The organism is Paenibacillus dendritiformis (assembly GCF_945605565.1).
GTDB lineage: Bacteria > Bacillota > Bacilli > Paenibacillales > Paenibacillaceae > Paenibacillus_B > Paenibacillus_B dendritiformis_A.
Genome location: NZ_OX216966.1, coordinates 1,063,823 through 1,081,310, shown reverse-complemented (window position 1 = coordinate 1,081,310; position 17,488 = coordinate 1,063,823). Strand labels below are relative to the sequence as shown.

The 17,488-nt window shown below is 50.9% G+C and carries 15 protein-coding genes and 1 tRNA gene; 9 read left to right on the top strand and 7 right to left on the bottom strand.

Annotated elements, in window-relative coordinates; all coding sequences use genetic code 11:
* Positions 1-33: 33 nt before the first annotated feature.
* Together NNL35_RS04795 and NNL35_RS04790 are read left to right on the top strand one after the other, a co-directional pair.
* Positions 34-750: a YiiX/YebB-like N1pC/P60 family cysteine hydrolase gene (locus tag NNL35_RS04795; RefSeq protein ID WP_006677706.1), complete on the top strand. Its 717-nt coding sequence runs from the start codon at positions 34-36 to the stop codon at positions 748-750.
* Between the two features lie 16 nt (positions 751-766).
* Positions 767-1,966 carry a hypothetical protein gene (locus NNL35_RS04790; protein WP_006677705.1) on the top strand — a complete coding sequence of 400 codons (1,200 nt, stop codon included), beginning with the start codon at positions 767-769 and terminating at the stop codon, positions 1,964-1,966.
* A 68-nt stretch (positions 1,967-2,034) separates the two neighbouring features.
* On the opposite strand, the gene NNL35_RS04785 is transcribed toward NNL35_RS04790, so the two are convergent.
* Genes NNL35_RS04785 through NNL35_RS04775 form a run of 3 tightly spaced genes read right to left on the bottom strand, consistent with a single transcriptional unit; the run spans position 2,035 to position 6,028 of the window.
* Positions 2,035-3,096 carry a hypothetical protein gene (locus tag NNL35_RS04785; protein ID WP_006677704.1) on the bottom strand — a complete coding sequence of 354 codons (1,062 nt, stop codon included), beginning with the start codon at positions 3,094-3,096 and terminating at the stop codon, positions 2,035-2,037.
* Positions 3,097-3,125: 29 nt separating this feature from the next.
* A complete protein-coding gene (locus tag NNL35_RS04780) occupies positions 3,126-5,525 on the bottom strand; it encodes a DUF4179 domain-containing protein (protein WP_006677703.1) in 2,400 nt (799 codons plus the stop codon).
* Positions 5,522-6,028, bottom strand: coding sequence for a sigma-70 family RNA polymerase sigma factor (locus tag NNL35_RS04775; RefSeq protein ID WP_254552989.1), 507 nt, complete (start codon positions 6,026-6,028; stop codon positions 5,522-5,524). The genes NNL35_RS04780 and NNL35_RS04775 overlap by 4 nt, the downstream gene beginning before the upstream one ends.
* Before the next feature lie 655 nt (positions 6,029-6,683).
* Here NNL35_RS04775 and NNL35_RS04770 point away from each other — a divergent pair.
* The 7 genes from NNL35_RS04770 to NNL35_RS04740 all read left to right on the top strand — a co-directional run bounded on the left by NNL35_RS04770 (position 6,684) and on the right by NNL35_RS04740 (position 12,712).
* Positions 6,684-7,580, top strand: a complete 897-nt coding sequence (locus tag NNL35_RS04770) for an AraC family transcriptional regulator (protein ID WP_006678378.1) — start codon at positions 6,684-6,686, stop codon at positions 7,578-7,580.
* A 293-nt stretch (positions 7,581-7,873) separates the two neighbouring features.
* On the top strand, positions 7,874-7,987 hold the full coding sequence (locus NNL35_RS04765) for a putative holin-like toxin (protein WP_338111431.1): 114 nt from the start codon (positions 7,874-7,876) through the stop codon (positions 7,985-7,987).
* A 284-nt stretch (positions 7,988-8,271) separates the two neighbouring features.
* Complete coding sequence (locus tag NNL35_RS04760; RefSeq protein ID WP_006678379.1) at positions 8,272-9,288, top strand: MBL fold metallo-hydrolase; 1,017 nt, start codon at positions 8,272-8,274, stop codon at positions 9,286-9,288.
* 5 nt (positions 9,289-9,293) lie between these two features.
* On the top strand, positions 9,294-9,509 hold the full coding sequence (locus tag NNL35_RS04755) for a DUF3006 domain-containing protein (RefSeq protein ID WP_006678380.1): 216 nt from the start codon (positions 9,294-9,296) through the stop codon (positions 9,507-9,509).
* 652 nt (positions 9,510-10,161) lie between these two features.
* Positions 10,162-11,139, top strand: a complete 978-nt coding sequence (locus tag NNL35_RS04750) for an endo-beta-N-acetylglucosaminidase family protein (protein ID WP_006678381.1) — start codon at positions 10,162-10,164, stop codon at positions 11,137-11,139.
* A 400-nt stretch (positions 11,140-11,539) separates the two neighbouring features.
* The gene (locus tag NNL35_RS04745) at positions 11,540-12,412 is read left to right on the top strand and encodes a polymorphic toxin-type HINT domain-containing protein (RefSeq protein ID WP_006678382.1); all 873 of its coding nucleotides are present in this window, start codon (positions 11,540-11,542) and stop codon (positions 12,410-12,412) included.
* A gap of 6 nt (positions 12,413-12,418) precedes the next feature.
* Positions 12,419-12,712: an immunity 53 family protein gene (locus NNL35_RS04740; RefSeq protein WP_006678383.1), complete on the top strand. Its 294-nt coding sequence runs from the start codon at positions 12,419-12,421 to the stop codon at positions 12,710-12,712.
* Between the two features lie 225 nt (positions 12,713-12,937).
* On the opposite strand, the gene NNL35_RS04735 is transcribed toward NNL35_RS04740, so the two are convergent.
* The 4 genes from NNL35_RS04735 to NNL35_RS04720 all read right to left on the bottom strand — a co-directional run bounded on the left by NNL35_RS04735 (position 12,938) and on the right by NNL35_RS04720 (position 17,073).
* Positions 12,938-13,012 (bottom strand) — tRNA-Thr (locus tag NNL35_RS04735).
* Positions 13,013-13,082: 70 nt separating this feature from the next.
* Entirely contained in the window at positions 13,083-14,855 is a 1,773-nt protein-coding gene (locus NNL35_RS04730) for a B12-binding domain-containing radical SAM protein (protein ID WP_006678384.1), read from the bottom strand.
* A gap of 240 nt (positions 14,856-15,095) precedes the next feature.
* Positions 15,096-16,388: a hydroxylamine reductase gene (gene hcp / locus NNL35_RS04725; protein WP_006678385.1), complete on the bottom strand. Its 1,293-nt coding sequence runs from the start codon at positions 16,386-16,388 to the stop codon at positions 15,096-15,098.
* A 193-nt stretch (positions 16,389-16,581) separates the two neighbouring features.
* Positions 16,582-17,073 (bottom strand): GAF domain-containing protein, encoded by a 492-nt coding sequence (locus NNL35_RS04720; protein ID WP_006678386.1) that lies wholly within the window; start codon positions 17,071-17,073, stop codon positions 16,582-16,584.
* Positions 17,074-17,488 lie beyond the last annotated feature (415 nt).

Sequence of the window (17,488 nt, the reverse complement as noted above, 5' to 3'; positions counted from 1 at the left end):
GAAAGTATACTTTACATGCTAGGAGGGATTGTAATGAAAAAGGTTGTGCTTGCCATTCTCGTGCTCGTGCTGATCGTACCTGCAACGGTTGGCGCCCGCGGGAAGGACGGCGATGTCCTGGAGCGTATTCTGGACGTGTATCCGCATGTCACCAAGGAGCAGCTCGTATCCGAAATTGAATACGCTTCCCAAGTCACCAAGCTTCCGCCTGATGTCATCGCCAGCCAAATGTACGACGAGTTGCACACGAAGATGCCCGAACCGCAAAACAAAATAGCGGTGCTTGGCGGCAAAGGCGACGGCGCCTATCAGCTTGCGTCCAGCAGCAAAGGCAATGTCTTCTTCGAAACGGCCTCGACAGCCGGCATCCCGCACGGACATGTCGGCATCTACTACACCCCCGATTACATCGTGGAATCCGTACCCGGCTCAGGCGTGCGCAAGGTGAAGCTCATCGACAAGCGCGTCGATGCAGGCTCTAAAATCTTGACTCCGAAGTCGCAATATGCAAGCGCTTCCGCAAGGGAGCAAGCCGCCGACTGGTCGCACGGACGCATCGGCGAGAGCTACTCCTACAATTTCGCCACGAATCGCGCGACTTCGTGCATCGGGGATAAGAACTGTTCCAAGCTCGTATGGTGCGCCTTCAAAGAAAAAGCGAAGATCGATATCGATAAGGATGGCGGCCTGGGCGTCTATCCGGTCGATATTCGAGATTCCCCTATGTTCCTCACCTTGAAAAGTTATTGAATAAGCCCGCTCCACTATGATATCCAACCATACGAAGCCGCCAGGAATCGTTAAGCGGATGTCTCTGCTGCTCTGCCTGCTCATCCTCTCCAGTACGTTGCTCTCATGCAGCCACCCAGCTTCTCTGCCCTCATCTCCGATCGATATACGGCTCGACGATACCATCGCCCTTATCTATTATTCCACCTCACTGCCGAAGGAGTACTACAATAAGGGGACATCCTATCTTGTTCGTATTAACCGAGAAGGATCCATCCAGACCATCCTTGGAGAAGGCTTGGAATGGGGTTCTCCGGTCAAGCTTCCCGCTCAGGGCAGTCTGGTCATCCAGCGCAAACACGGGATCGAGGTGCAAACGAACGAGGCGAAGTCCGCTTCCTACGCCTCCCCCTGTGCGGTAAGCGCCGGATATCGGCAAATGTCAGGCTATCTGACTGGCAGCAAGCAATATTATTCCTTGTTCAATCAAGGCGTCGCTCCGAATGACGATTACGTATCCATCCTGCGGTGGGGAGACAGCAACCATCACTATTGCCGGGAAATCCGCGACTTCGTCGAAGCCCAGGGCAGCGACGGGCACGCGGTATACGCCTTAACCTCCGATCACGCGTCGCTTCAAGGGCTGAGCCTGGTCGCCATAGTGCTTCGGCATGACCAGCTGATTTCTGCCAAATACCCGCTGCTGGACATCGATACCGGGTCTCTGATCGTACAGACTGACATCGTATCTGTTCAAGAGAAGCTGTATGCTGTCTTTTCCACGCGCAACCCGGACAATCGCGTCAAGCTGCAGCTGATGGAGATCGATACCGCTTCGCATACGGCCAACGTCTATCCGCTGCATACGTATGGAGAAGAGTTGGATAATCGCTATTTCTCGCTCAGCGCGAATAGCCTCGGCATGGCAGAGGGAAAGTTGTACTACGTGGATGGCTATGGAACCGTCTTCCCCTTCGCGCTGGACACGCGCACGGCCGGACAGACGTATTCCCTCGCCGGCTTCAAGCCGACTTTCGATCGGAACCAGGAGATGGGGTATGCGCGGGGGAATCATTACTACCTGTTCCGCTATGATGCCGCTCTTCAAGCACATAAGGTGGAGCAGTACCGCTTGGCGGACGGTTCCTTGCAGCAGGAGCTGCGCATTCCGAAGGTGAAGGATGCCATCTCGCCGGAAGTGTATTTATATGATTTTCAGATGCTCATTGATCTGTAGCCGCAGCAACTGCCTTCTTGGTCCCAATGGGGCCAGAAGGCAGTTTTTTACACTTAACATCGTCTCTTTTATTTCTTGACTTTGCGCTCGATGCGAATGAGTTCGCCGGCTTGATTGATTTTGGCAACGATCGTCTCTTTGCCTTTGCTGCTGAACTTATAATCTCCCCAGTCTTTATCGATCTTCAAGGTATAAGAGGATAAGTCTACGTCGAACAACTTTTTCGCCACTGGCTTCATCAGCTTGATGCTTTCCTCCTTGGTCAGCGTCTTCGTCTTCTTGCCAGCTTCGTTCGACGGGATCGTTACAGACACTGGCTTGCCTGTCTTTGCTTCAATAATGACCGACTCTTTCACGACGAACGCTCTGCCTTGCCCATCGGTCATGAATGATTTCATTTTACTCTTATCGCCGTTCACGTCGACGGTCCGCTTCAGCTCCCAGACTTCACCGGCCGCAGCGCCGTCTACTCGGCGGTGCTCAATCTCGGTAAATGGCTGCGCCTTGGCCACGCCCATGCTCTTGACCGCCTGTTCGGCCGCTGCGATGATGTTGGAATCGACATCCGCCGCTTTATGTTTCAAAATATAATTCCCCGGCTTGCCTGTCTTCATATCGATGGCGATGAACTGTCCGTCTTCGCTCTGGAAGGACAGCGTCTCACTTTCTTTCCCTTTTTCATTGTCCTTAAAAAAGTGTGCGCGCACAAAGGAAAGCTCTCCCTTGCCGTTCAATTGCTTGACAGCCGCCTGCGCAGACTTCAGCTTCGCCTCGTAATCTCCCGTTAATTCGTCCATATCATAAGTAAGCGACACCGTCAGCACTTCGCCGGACACCGCATCAAGCGATACCACGGCGCTCCGATCCTTGGCCGAGATATACCATATCCCTCTTTTTGTTTTCTCGTCTACAAATTGTTCGCCCTTTAGCGCTTCTTCCAGTTCAAATGCTTTTCCGTTGCCGTATTGCTCAATGGCTTTTTCCGCCGCTTCGGCAAGTTTGCGATCCATATCCGCGAACTGAACCGTCTGCGGTCCTTCGTTGTTCACAGCGGCTTGCGCAGCGAAGACAGGGGTTGCTGCGAATAGACTGCATGCCAGTGTTACCGCGAGTAATTTATTCATTTTCATGGAAAAAGTCCTCCTTTATCTTATAACCATCATGATTGTTGATTTCCCTCTTCCGGGATCCGCTCCAGCTTCCAGAACTCGCCCTTGGCATTCACGGTCCCTCTCACTGTCGTGCCGCCTTGGCGCGTGAACGTATATTCGTTCAACCGGACGCTCACTTCATATCCTTCCAGATCGATGCCGAACACTTCCTTCGCGGCCGAACTTGCCTTCGCTATGGCTTGCTCTGCAGTATAGTGCGGTTCGGCATACTTTTTGCCGGCCGCTTTGTCATCGCCAGGATGGTCATTTTTGAAGCTCTGTTCGACCGATCGCACCTGGTTCGTCTTCACGTCGACGGTCGCCAATAGGCTCATATCCCGGTAGAACTCCCATACATGACGCGTCGGCGTCATTCTCTGAACCATATGAGTCATTTCCAATGCTCTTCCTTGCGCAAAAGAAGAGTACGCTTTGTCCGCAACGGCCTTCGCCTCGGCATCGAATCGCCCTGGCTCATAGCTTAGCGAAGCTTCCATCAGCTTGCCCGTTAGCGCATCGATAATGATGTCGGCGTGCTCGTTGTGAAGCACCCAACGGTTATTCACCTCGGACTTCTCTCGCGCCGCTTCCTCAAACACGATCGGCTGATCCGGGCTGAGCTGGCGCAAGGTGTCTTCCACGGTCTTCCTCAGCTTCTCGTCCAGTTCGCCATAGGCAATGGCGCGTTGTACAGCGATCGGCTCCATCGTCGCCTTCTCCACAATCACGACGCTTCTGCTGTTATCCTTCGCGTAGAGGAACCAACGATCCGAATATTCCGTGACGCCGTACAGCTCCGCCGTCCTGCCCGGAGCGAGCTCCCGGAGCGCCTGCTCCGCTTTTTGCACCATGTCAGGCTTCAATTCGTCAACGGTCATCTCGTATATCGGAACTTCGTCCAGCGGCAGAAGCTTCTCAGACGACGGAACAAGCGGAATGCTCCAGCTCACAGGTATCTTCTTCGTCCATCTGTCCACATGCAGGGTGATGCGGTCAGGCACCGGCGTCTGGCCCTCGAAGAAGAACATCGTGCGGTTGCGGTAATTCCCCGACTCATCCTGCTCTAGCTCGGTCACGCTTTGTGCCTGTACCGGCTTCCCTTGCCCGTCCTCCATGCGCCATTGCAGATCAAGCGTATCTGAGCCGAGCTCTTGATCGACCTCAAGCACCCATCCCTTGCCTGCAAAGACGCTGCGTCCATCCTTCATCTGTTCCGGAGCTTCGTCTTCCTTGGCCCGCATTTTGAACGTAACTTTCTTCCCTTTCACCTCCTTCACAAGCGGCTCCTTCCGAAGCGCCTCCGGTTCAAGCCCGATAATCAGCTCCTTGTCCGCCCGTTCCTCCATATAGATCGCGGTCAATTCCAGCGTCATATCCTTCGCATCATGGAAAGGAAGGAAGGCATGCCGATAGTTCATATGCCCGGTGCTCCCCTGGGCATTCAGGAAGCGCTTGAGCACATTCCTGCTCCCCAAGTCCAGCTCTCCGCGCCGCAGCCCGTCCATGGCCGCGACGATATTCCCGTCGCCATCCTTAATCTCATACCGGAACATCGGATCGCTCTTCTTCGCGCTTCTCCAGGCCTGCGTCTCGTCGACCTGCAGCAGCAATTCCGACTTGCTCGGACTATGCCGCAGCTGCTTGAAGTCGATGCTGAAGCCAAGCGGCGAGATGTAGCGCTGGTTAAGCGGAACGAGAGCGGACGACGCCTTCGCCGCGGACAGATCGATCGGCACCTCGAGATGCCATTTCCCGCGGGTTTTGCCGATCTGATTGATATCGAAGCGGACCGTAATCCGATCGGGCAGATCAGACAGGGACTGAACTTCATGTCCGGGAACGAGGTCGTCCAGCCCCAGCGTCAATATCCGGTCATTCCCGGATGTAAGCAGCTGCAGAGACAGCGGCAGCACCTTCCCCTCGTCATCGACAATCTCATATCGGTTCACGTACGGGTCGTCATCGGTGCCGTCCGGAATGAACGTCTCGAACAGCAGATCGGAGTTCAGCGGCCTGCCGTCCTGTTCCAGCCCGAACAGAATCGAGATGCGAAAGACATCGTGAATCGCTTCCTTCACCCGAAGCGTAATCCCTTGATCGGTGACTTGCTTATTCACCGTTTCGGCATAGCCGTCGTCGGCCGCTTGCTTCAAGCCGCCGTCCGCCTTCTGCAGCGAGAACCAGGACTTCAACACCTCCGCAAATGTAGGCGACGTCGCCGCGCCGACCGCTGCGGCTAACAGCAGGGCTGCAACGGTGGCAGCAGCCGCCTTTACCCCTTTACGGGTGCGGCTCCAACGGCCAAGCTCCCCCTTGGCGCGGGCGGTTCCCAGCTTGCTGTATTGATGCAGCTCTTCTGGCAGTTCGATCTTCTCCATTTCATCTACAATGCGTTGATGACGACTCACGAGATTTCACCTCTCTTTACGCTTTTTCGCAGCTTGCTTAAGCCCCGGTACAATATCGTCTTGGCCGAGCCTAACGGCATCTCCAATATTTCAGCGATCGCATTGAACGTATACCCCTGGTAGTATTTCAGCATGATGACGCTTTTCTCATGAGTATCCAGTTCATCGAGCAGATTCTGCAGCGTTAAAGAGAGGGGAATGTCATCCTCGCTGGAGCTGCCGATTTGTTCCGCGAACTCCGGGGGGAACGGAATCACTTTATTGCGCTGCTTGAGCATGTAAATGGCGCGGTGGATCGCAATTTTGAGGATCCATGTTTTGAAATATTGCGGCTCTCGCAAGCTCCCGATCGATTTGAAGGACTGATAGGCCGTCTCCTGAACGACATCGAGCGCGTCCTGCTTGTTCTTCAAGTACATATAGGCGGTCCGGTAAATCTCTGCCTCATGCTGCTGATACAGCATCAGGAATGCTTTATCGTTGCCCTTTTGGGCTTTCCTCACCAGTTTCTCTATATCCATGCGGCATCCTTATCTCCCTTCCCTCTCACCTATATAGAGCATATAGAAGGGCGTTTGGCTTTCCTTTTTGGAAAATTGCAAAAAAATTGCGAAGAAAACACGGAAAACACGGAGATTTCAGGCTGTTGAGAAAGTCCAAGGGTTTTTTTGGCACTTCATTTTTTATGTGGCGGATCTCGTCTCTCAGTAAAAAAATCGATTTAAAACGCTATGGTGCGAAATCCGCAAAACTGCACGATTTCTCCAGACACGCCTATTCGGTAAGCGAAATCTGCTAACTGGACGATTTCTACACCTATTCGGTAAACGAAATCCTGCGGAAATACAGCAAATCGATACGGACGATTTTACCAGAAAGGGAATCTTGCAAAACTGCAGGAATTTCACCCGTTTCGCTTCGGCTTGAAGCAAAAGGGCCTAAAATGATGTAGATTTGCAGCAATTCCTAGGGATGTGGATTCATTGAGCCGAAATTCCTGTAAAATAGCAGCAATTCCCTCCACATGTTCAAGCCCCGAAACCAGCAGATTATCGATATAATCGCCGATATATCCTTCATCAGACAAATCGGCGCACGCAAGGACAGGAAGAACAGTTTCCTCTCCGCTACACTGAATGGGAAAGGAGAGGATGTTCAATGGAGGCGCTTCACCTGCTTCGCCAGGCCATCGATTATATCGAGGAGCATCTGACCGACACGCTTGAGATCGAGGATATCGCGCAGGCGGCGTTGTCCTCCCGCTATCATTTTCAGCGCATGTTCCATGTCCTGACCGGCTTCACAGTCACCGAGTATATCCGGAACCGGCGGCTGACGCTTGCCGCGGAAGAGCTGGCGGGAACGGACTGCAGGGTCATCGATGCCGCGCTCAAGTACGGCTACGAGAGCCCGGAGGCGTTCGCGAAGGCGTTCCAACGTCTGCATGGCGTGACACCGTCCGGTGCCAAAAAGCGGGATGTGAAGCTCAAGGCGTTCTCACGAATCTCCTTTCATATCGAGATCAAAGGAGAATGCGAATTGAACTATCGTCTAGTAGAAGAGCTGGAGTCTACCGTTATCGGCAAAAGCATCGTCATACATGCGGATCCCTTCAAGGAAATTCCCCCGTTCGGCGATCAAATCTGGAATGACGGAACTCACGACAGGATTAATGAGATTGTCGGCAGGCCGTTTCGCAATCTGCTCTACGGCTACCTTTATGATTTTCAAGAGGATGGAACCAAGCGTTATATGATGGGATTCGATCTTCCCGCAGGAGTAGAGGCTCCCACCGAATTCGACCTTCTTCACGTGCCTGCCCGTACGTACGCGGTATTCGAGAGCCGGGAGACACTGACTGAGAAGCCCGACAGCGGCCTGGAAATTCAGAATGTATGGCGGCGCATCTATTCCGAATGGTTCCCTTCGACGAACTTCGAACAAGTGGAAGGACCGTGCATCGAGAAATACTACTGGGTGAACGAACAGATGACCGAATCGATCTGCGAAGTATGGATTCCGGTAAGAAGAAAAGCGGAGCATGCTGCCAAATAGCATGAAGCCGCACGGAATATAGACGGGAGACGGGGCTGGACAATCCAGCCCCTGTTCGTCGTCGAACGAGTGACACGCTTGAGAACGGCTTGATGTAGAGTGGGTCCCAGCCGCCTTTTGATCGCTCTCCCGTTCGCTCAGGGTATTCACATTTCCGCGCGCAACAAATAATGCAGCCCCGTTAACCGGAAGCTGCGTTTATCGACATGGAAGTTCTCAGGAAAAATATAGTATAATAAATAGGCAATAGAATGGCTTTATGGGCGGTCGGCTAATCTCCCGGAAGGGAGGTGATGCCTGTGAGCGTATATGAAGCACTATCCATCATGTTCCAATTTGGGCTGTGGATATTCGCGTTATTGACGTTTGTGGTGACGCTGCTAATATACCTGCACACAAAGAAATAGACCGCCCCCGGCAAAGGTAGCGATCTATTTCTGGACCTTTGAACTAGCCACCGCCTTTGAAGCGGCCATTGCACTGGAGTCGTGTTCCCGCACGGCTCCTCTTCTATTTATATCTTAGCATGCGTGAATTTATACGTCCAGCAGGTTCCACGCCCAGAGGAAGGCAGAGCACGGAATGCTTTTTTTTCTCTAAGCGCTTCTGTACTCATCTTGCTCTCGCAGGGATGATATGATAGATATATCTTAATCCTTCGATGAGAAAAGGATCGGAAAGAGGAGGCACCATGAGAAAAGCATACGTATCGATAGCGCTGATGTTTTCACTGCTGTGCGCACTATTTTCCCCTGCCCTGCTGGCGCATCCCGGCAAGACCGATGCGAACGGCGGCCATACCTGCCGCACGAACTGCGCGCAATGGGGCTTGAAAGACGGGGAATACCATTATCATAACAAGGATGGAAGCATAAGAAAGGCCGATAAGCAGAAATCGAATCAAAAAGAAGCCGGCACGTCACTGATTCTCCCTCAAAAGCAAAAGGCCGGCACGCTGCAAGTCTACTATTTGGATGTCGGACAGGGAGATTCCACATACATAAGAACGCCGCAAGGGCAGCATATCCTGATTGACGGCGGAGACAATGATAAGGGACAAGATGTCGTGGCATACCTCAAGCATCTTGGCGTCAAGCAGCTTGATGTGGTCATTGCGACACATCCGGATGCCGATCATATCGGCGGTCTGGACGATGTGATCAACGCCTTCAAGGTCACAGCCGTCTACGCCCCCAAAGTATCCCATACAACGCAAACCTTCGAGGACTTCTTGAAAGCCGTCAAAAAGCAAAAACTGGGAATCAAGACGGCCAAGAGTGGAGTCACCATCCCGCTTAAAGGCATTACGGCTGAATTTATCGCCCCCGTTAAGGAATACGGCAAGGATTTAAACGAATGGAGCGCCGTGTTACACTTGAAGTATAAAGACACTTCTTTCCTTTTTTCCGGTGATGCTGAAGCCAAAAGCGAGGCGGATATGCTGGAGCATCCGAAAAAGCTGCGCGCCGACGTGCTGAAGGTAGGCCATCACGGTTCGGACACATCGACGTCACAGAAGTTTCTGTCCTCCGTACAACCAACCTACGCAGTGATTAGCGCGGGAACGGACAATAAGTACGGCCATCCCAAGAAAGCAACGGTGGACAGGCTCAAGAATGCAAAGGTGAAAACATTCCGGACAGACACGCAAGGAACCATAACCGCTATCAGCGATGGCAAAAAAATAAAGTTCGAGACAGTGAGGTAATCCATATGATTAAAGGGATAATCGACCGATTCGAATGCGATCTGGCCGTGATTGAAGTGGATGGCCATACCGTTGAGTATCCAAAATATTTGCTGCCGGCAGAAGCCGAGGCAGGAGACGTCGTGATCATTAACGGCAATCAGTTCACCCTCGATAAAGAAGAGACCAAGAAACGAAAACAAGAAATCGATGAGCTGATGAATGACCTGTTCGAGGATTAACACGCAAGCTGCGGATGCGACAGATGTTTTAAGACGAAATTGATTTTACTTTTTCGAGTCAAGAGGCAGAGAGCAGAGTTTCCCTGCTCTCTCTTTTTCATTTTGCCCTGCACTCTCTTTCTTACAAGAAAAAGAGACGTGAAATATTCTCCTCAACGGCTCTTGTGGATTGAATGAGAAATTGTCACTCAATAAGCTCTAACGGCCGATTTAAAACCATAATCCCAACCGCCTGAGCATCGTCGTCAAACATAAAATCAACGGCCTTTTGATCGTAAAATTCTTCGGCCTATTAATTTTTTTGTGTTTCTATACGATAATATAAAAGACTCATAGTAATTGACTAGCTATTGAAGTGCTTCTTTCCAATCTTGATTTTTTCAAACAGATGAGGAGGTTTTAAAATTTTGGGGGAAGTATAGCGCAAGCTGGTGTCACAAACCAAGGACTATCTCGAAGTCCATCATCGCTTATTAAATCCAGATAAGAGCAGAAATCGAAAGAAGCACATGGTATGGCTGCTCTCCATCCTTTGCTGTTGCAAACCTGAGGTTGAGTGTGATTAGAGCAAGGAGAACCGGAATTTCCTCTGAAATGTAACCGCTTACCTTATTGTCTCAAATATTATCATTAAGGAAGGGAGTTATCTTTTATGAAGAAAACCTCAATGTTGTTAATCTTGTCGACAGTTTTAATTTTATCTTTAATGGGCGGCTCAATTATTACAGCTAGTCCTTCAACTTCTTTAGTAAACGAGTTAACTGAAGCTCAAAAAGCTCCTGTAATGATGGCATACTATAGAACATGGCGTGACGTAACCATGCCTCATGATGCAAATTCAACTCTCCCAGATCCTAATGTGACAGCTATGACAGATATTCCTGAAGGAGTCGATATCGTTTCCGTCTTCCACTATGTTAAGCCAGGTACAGATGAACAATTATTTTGGGACACGCTTCGTGATACATATGTGCCTGCCTTGCACGAACGTCAAACCAAAGTGATACGCACGATAGATATAAGGGAGCTATATAACGTACCTAGTATGGGCACAACGCCCACATCCAAAGAATATGATGATTACGCGCAATCCTTAATTGATAAATACTTAACTCCCTACAATTTAGATGGCTTAGATATTGATATGGAGGAAACGTTAACCCAAGAAAAAGAAACAAAAGCATTTGGTACTTTTGAAGCTCTGTCTAAACGTTTAGGGCCAGTGTCGAATAGCGGCAAACTGCTTATCTATGATACAAACAAAGACAATCACAGCCTATTCAAAAAAGTAGCCCCATTTTGTGATTATTTGTTTCTACAAGCTTATGGCAGAACCCCTAGTAGATTAGATACTACATGGGCAACTTATAAAAATACAATCTCCCCTGATCAGTTTCTTCCGGGAATATCTTTTCAGGAAGAATTAGGCGCAAACTGGGGTGATGCTCTGGAACCATTTGAAACAAGCAGAGCTTACAAATATGCGGCTTGGCAACCGGAAGATGGCCCTAAGGGAGGAATGTTTATCTATGCCATCGATAGAGATGGCAAAGTATACGGAGATAATACAATTACGAAAACAGACTTTAGTTGGACAAAAAGATTAATTGATGTCTTGAAAAGCAACTAAATTTTTCCGATACACAGTAATATAAGCCGAATCAGAGCCACGGGAATTATTTCCCTGGCTCTTTTATTTGCTTACAATACTTACTACATTCGGCACTTCAATTCTCCAACATTTCCACAATACAATTCTACAGGTAATTATTACAAAACTTTAAATACATTAAACACCATTTTTGTTATACTCAAAAACGTCATTTTTTGACAAATGCAGATTCCATCCGTCATCCAGCACCATATACAGACAATTTCGCTGTTTGACGAGATAAGGGGGGAAAGAAATGATTATTGTCCGTTTGCTTGATCTCAACCGGAGAATGGACATGAAGTGTATGGACGACAGCATTCCGTGACCAATCAGGAACGCAGTATCCGATTAAATTTTTGAAAAAAAGGAGAAAAACATGAAAAAGAGTATTTCTTTGATGCTATTTTTTATCCTTTCATTAACGAGTCTTCCTCTTGCTTCTGCTCAATCCATCGCTAATTGCAATTTACATTGCTTCTCTGCCGGCACCCCGGTACAAACGAAGGCTGGGTTCAAGCCTATTGAAGAAATCCGCATCGGTGATTTTGTCCTGACGAAGGATGAACGAACAGGGAAAACAGGATATAATACGGTTGTTGAATTGTTCAAAAGACAAGCATACGAGACGTACCGAATTACGGTCAAAGGAATAACGATAACGACAACGGAAGAGCATCCGTTCTGGGTGCCCGGCCAAGGCTGGGTTGAGGCAAGACACCTTAAGGTAGGTGACCTGCTTCAAAATCCAGAAGGCAACCTCTATCCGATCGACCGTATCGCGATTAAGAACGGTATTACCACCGTGTATAACTTCCGTGTCCAGGGAGTACATAATTATTTTGTAACAGAGCTGGAAATATGGACGCATAATTGCGGAGCCGGGGGAATAAGAAATATTCCGATGAGGGCGCCTACAGGGGGAGGCGGCGGCTCTAACCAGGCGTCTAATGTTGGAAGAGCAAAAAACAATCTAAAACCTGATAACTCTGCAACTGGAGCACACACTACATTTAAACGAGACTCTAATGGAAATGTAACAAACTACTCAACGTATAAACCACAAACTAATACGAATAGCCCAAATAAGTGGGAACAAGTAAAACGGTATGACGGTGTTGGCAAAGGCGATGGTCATTTTAACAAAGTAACTGGGCAAAAGATTAAAGAACCACACGTCCATGATCCTAAGACTCCGGGAGGAGTTAGAGAACCTAGAAAATCAGGGAAAGAAACCCCTATGAAGTGGTGATTAAAAATGGATATATTAATTTGGTTGGAGAATTGGTTTTTACAGAACTGCGATAACGACTGGGAGCATAGTTATGGTCTAAGAATTGCCACATTGGATAACCCCGGTTGGTCTGTAGAAATTAGTTTAAATGAAACTAATCTAGAGGAAAAGGAATATCCAAAAACAATTATAGAACGTAGCAACAACGATTGGATTCATTGTTTTGTAGAAGAAAACACTTTTAAGGGGTACGGTGGACCAAACAATCTTAGAGAGATACTGGAAATATTTAAAAATTGGGCATCAATTCATGCTTAGTCTAAATGACCTTGAGTGGCTTCGTGCCTTTCAAGGTCTTTTTTTGCGATCATTTGCATACACGCTCTATTTGCTGTCCTTCGCAATGTCGGAGATTCAATCACTGGACAGCAAATTGAGGAGAAAAAGCCGCTTTATCTGGATAAAGGGTAGATGTTCGGTAGATGAGCATACAAATAGCGCGGCCCCCGGAACCCGGAAGCCGCGCCGTTATCGACATGTAAGTGGTGCTGGTGAAGGGAATTGAACCCCCGACCTACGCATTACGAGTGCGTTGCTCTACCCCTGAGCTACACCAGCAGTTTAACAACGAATATTATTATAAATAAATCGACGAAAAGTTGCAATACTTTTTATTCATTCCCATAAATTACATGTCTATTGGTAGCGCAGGGCAAGCATACCAACGGGGCAAATGGCGCCGTTCCGCCGCAGCCGCCGCCTCGCCAAAGAGGACGATCACGGCGCTCGGGGCGGAACGATCCGCTTCTCCCGTCTCCACCAAGCGGACCGCATCACATGGCCACAGGTCAACCATGGCATGCTTGTGCAGCGCCTGCTCGGTCAGCTCCAGGCTGCCGAAGCCGGCATGAAGCTGCTCAGGCGCATCCGCCAATCGCTTCAGCCAGGCCCCGACCTCCGCCTTCGACGGGGATGTCCACCAGAGGGTGCGCGGCTTGTGGCGATGCTGCAGCATATAATCCAACCGCATCAGACTGCGAATGACTTCCAGATCCGGCACCTGCGCCCGCTCCAGAAATTGCTCCAGACGCAGGAACAGATCATGCAGCTGATGGCCGATGCGCTCCCAGCCCTGCTCCGCCCAATCATCTCCGAATTGTTGAAAAAAATCATACGGCGTCGCAAATGAGTGCTGCGTCAAATAATTGACGGTATAATCGGCTCGATGCGAATTCCAGTACTTTTCTAAAATATCCTCTACCCGCTTGATGCGCAGGACATCCGAGAACGGGAGGACATCATTCTCCAGCATTTCATAGGGGGCGTGGTCCATATATTGATAGCCGTACCGGCCGGCATCCGCCCGCAAGCCCGTGCCGCGCAGCAGCTTCAGGAAGCCGAGCTGCAGCTCCTCGGGCCGGAGCGCGAAGACATCATTGAACGTCCTCTTGAAGGACACATAGTCCTCTCCCGGAAGTCCGGCGATTAAGTCGAGATGCTGATCGATTTTGCCGCCCTCCTTAATGAGGCGCACAGTGCGGCACAGCTTATCCCAATTTTGCCGGCGCTTGACCAGCCGGTTCGTCTCCTCATTCGTCGATTGGATGCCGATTTCGAAGCGGAAGATGCCGGGCGGCGCCTCCTTGTTCAGGAACTCCAGCACCTCCGGCCGCATAATGTCGGCGGTAATCTCGAATTGGAACACGCAGCCGTCATGATGATCGATCAGGAACCGGAAAATATCGAGCGCATAATCGCGGTTAATATTGAAGGTACGATCGAGGAACTTGATGGTGCGCGCTCCTGCCTGAATCAAATATTTCAAATCGGCCTTCACCCGCTCCTTGTCAAAAAAGCGGACTCCCGTCTCCGTGCTGGACAGGCAGAACTGGCAGTTGAACGGACACCCGCGGCTCGTCTCGAAATAAACGATGCGCTTGCCGAGCTCGGCCCGATCCGCCTCGAACCGGTATGGAGACGGCATATCCTCCAGGTCCAGCTTGGCTTGCGGCGGATTGACGCGAATGTGTGTGCCCTCCCGCCAAGCAATGGCCGCCACCGTACCGACCGGCAGGCCATTGGCGAAGCAGCCGAGCAGCGCTTTGAATGCGGCCTCGCCTTCGCCCGTCACGACAATATCGACAGCAGGCTCCCGCCCAAGAAAATAGCCCGGGTCGAAGGAAACCTCCGGTCCTCCGAGCACGATGCGGACATGAGGCAGCACCTGCTTCAAGATCCGGGCAACAGCCAGCGTCGCTTCGATATTCCATATATAACAGGAGAAGCCGACCACATCCGGCTTCCGGTTATACAAATCGGCCGCAATATGAAGCACCGGGTCCTTGATCGTGTACTCCGCCATATCTATCTCGAATTCATCCTCTGCATATGCCTTCAACAGGCGCAGCGACAGCGCGGTATGAATATATTTTGCATTGATCGCAGCGACAATCGTCTTCATCCTTGCAGCTCCTTCTGCTGATTGCATGTGCGTGCCGGGCATCGACCCGGCATGCCACTGCTTACCGTATCGGAAGGCTCCCCTGGAGTCTATAGCGGATATCACATCAGCAGTAAAAAGAAGCTGCGCCAGATGAGCCATTCAGAAGCTGTGACTAATCCCATCGAACAAAAAACGCGGCCCCGCCAGGGACCGCGCCGCAATCGATTAACTCCATAAATCATTTATCCCGTTCAACATCTAGACGAGACGGAGCATCGCCTTCATATCTTCCTGCGCATCGCCGATAAGCTTCAAGCCGAACAGATCGGTGAGCACGTTCATCACGCCTTCCGAGATGAATTCCGGCGGCTTCGGCCCGATGCGAATATCACGGATGCCCAGACTGAACAAGCCAAGCAAAATCGCCACTGCTTTCTGCTCGAACCACGAGAGCACGATCGACACCGGCAGTTCGTTGACGCTGCAGCCGAAGGCGTCCGCAAGAGCGGCCGCGATTTTGACCGTGGAGCCGGAATTGTTGCACTGCCCCAGATCGATATAACGCGGAATGCCCGTATCTGCCACCGTGCCGTAATCGACATCATTGAAGCGGAACTTCCCGCACGATGTGGTCAAAATGACGGTGTCATTCGGCAGCGATGTCGCGAGCTCGCGGTAATACTCGCCGCCCTTGCCCGGCGCGTCGCAGCCGGCGATGACGAAGAAACGCTTGATTTTGCCATCCTTGACGGCCTGAATAATTTCCGGCGCAAGCCCGAGCACTGTCTCATGATGGTACCCCGTTGTCAATGTCAGCTCGCTGTCCACGTCCGCCGCAGGCAGCGCCAGCGCACGCTCGATCAGCGGCGTGAAATCGTCATTCACGATTTTGGTCACGCCCTCGAGCCCGGCCACGTCATAGGAGAAGAAGCGATCGGCATAGGTCCCCTTAATCGGCATGACGCAGTTCGTTGTAGCCAGGATAGCGCCCGGATATTGCTCGAACAGACGGCGCTGATCATACCATGCTTTGCCGATATTGCCTTTCAAATGCGGGTATTTCTTCAATGCAGGGTACCCATGCGCCGGAAGCATCTCGGAATGGGTGTAAATGTTGATGCCCTTGCCCTCCGTCTGCTTCAGCAATTCCTCCAGCGCATACAAGTTATGCCCCGTCACGACGATAGACTTGCCCTCTATCTTGTTCTGGGGGACGGTAACCGGCACGGGAACGCCGAAATGCTCCGTATGCGCCCGATCCAGCACATCCATAATACGGATCGCCGCGCCCCCTACCTTCATCGCCATGTCCAGATGCTCCTGCAAGTTGAAATTGGAGTTGGTCAACGTCATATAAAGAGCTTCATGCGTAATCGCGTCTACTTCTTCATCGACATAGCCCAACTGCCGTGCATGCGTCGCGTACGCCGCGATGCCTTTCAACGCAAACACAATCGTATCCTGAAGACTGGCTATCGTCTCGTCCTTGCCGCACACTCCGACAACCTTGCAGCCGCCCGTCGGCGTCTGCTCGCATTGATGACAGAACATTCGCGCTTCCCCCTGTCAAAATGGATTTCTGTCTTCAACATACTAGACGGGAAAGCGGGGCCGAGTGCGTACGATCACAACAAATATTTCAAAATCATGAATATCGCGTCAAATTCACAATCTCGCCTCATGTCACAAAAAAACAGCGCGTCCATTCAGGATCGCGCTGTCCATATGCGATTACAATCTGAGATTACAGAATCGCTTCCCTCATCAAGGCCTCGACCATCTTCTCCAGTGCCTCCCGATCCGGCTCCTGGAACCGGTCCGTGACCGGACTGTCGATATCCAGCACGCCGACAAGCCGTCCTTCCTTCATCATCGGGACGACGATCTCGGAACGGGACGCCGCGTCGCAGGCAATATGGCCCGGAAAGGCATGGACATCCGGGACGACGAGAGTTCGCTGCTCCCGGGCGGCGGCTCCGCACACGCCGCGCCCCAGCGGAATGCGGATGCAGGCCGGCAAGCCCTGGAACGGGCCGAGCACCAGCTCTTCCTTGGACTCGTCCATTAAGTAGAATCCGGCCCAGTTAATCTCCTTCAAGCCTTGCCAGAGCAGGGCCGACGCATTGGCCAGGTTGGCGATAAGATTCGGCTCGCCCTCGATTAAGGCGAGAAGCTGCTTATGGAGCAGCGGATAATCCTGATCCGGCTGACCGGAATATTGGCTCGGTGTGAACATCGGCAGGCCTCCTGATTGCACAGTATGTCTTGATATGATTCTGTACCATCGTATCATATCTGGGGGCCGCCGCGAAGAGGCGGTCAACGCCGCAACGCCTGCCTCACCATCCTCTTCCATCTTCCCTCCATTCTACTCATTTACTTCTTATGGCCAATATTCCCGTCTTATGGCCAATATTCCCGTCGCTCAGGAAAGGGAGACAAACCTCTCCACTGCCTCTTATGATTGCTATCCCCGTTGTTCAGGAAGAAAACTGTTTTTCTCTCACCGGATTTGCCCTTTTACGACCATCGCTCAGGAAAGGCTGCAAGTTTTCACTCCCATACTGTCCTATCACAGTTTATCCCCAGTATTCAGGAAAACCAGCAACCATATTAGTCCTCTTAAGGCCGATATCCCCATAGCTCAGGAT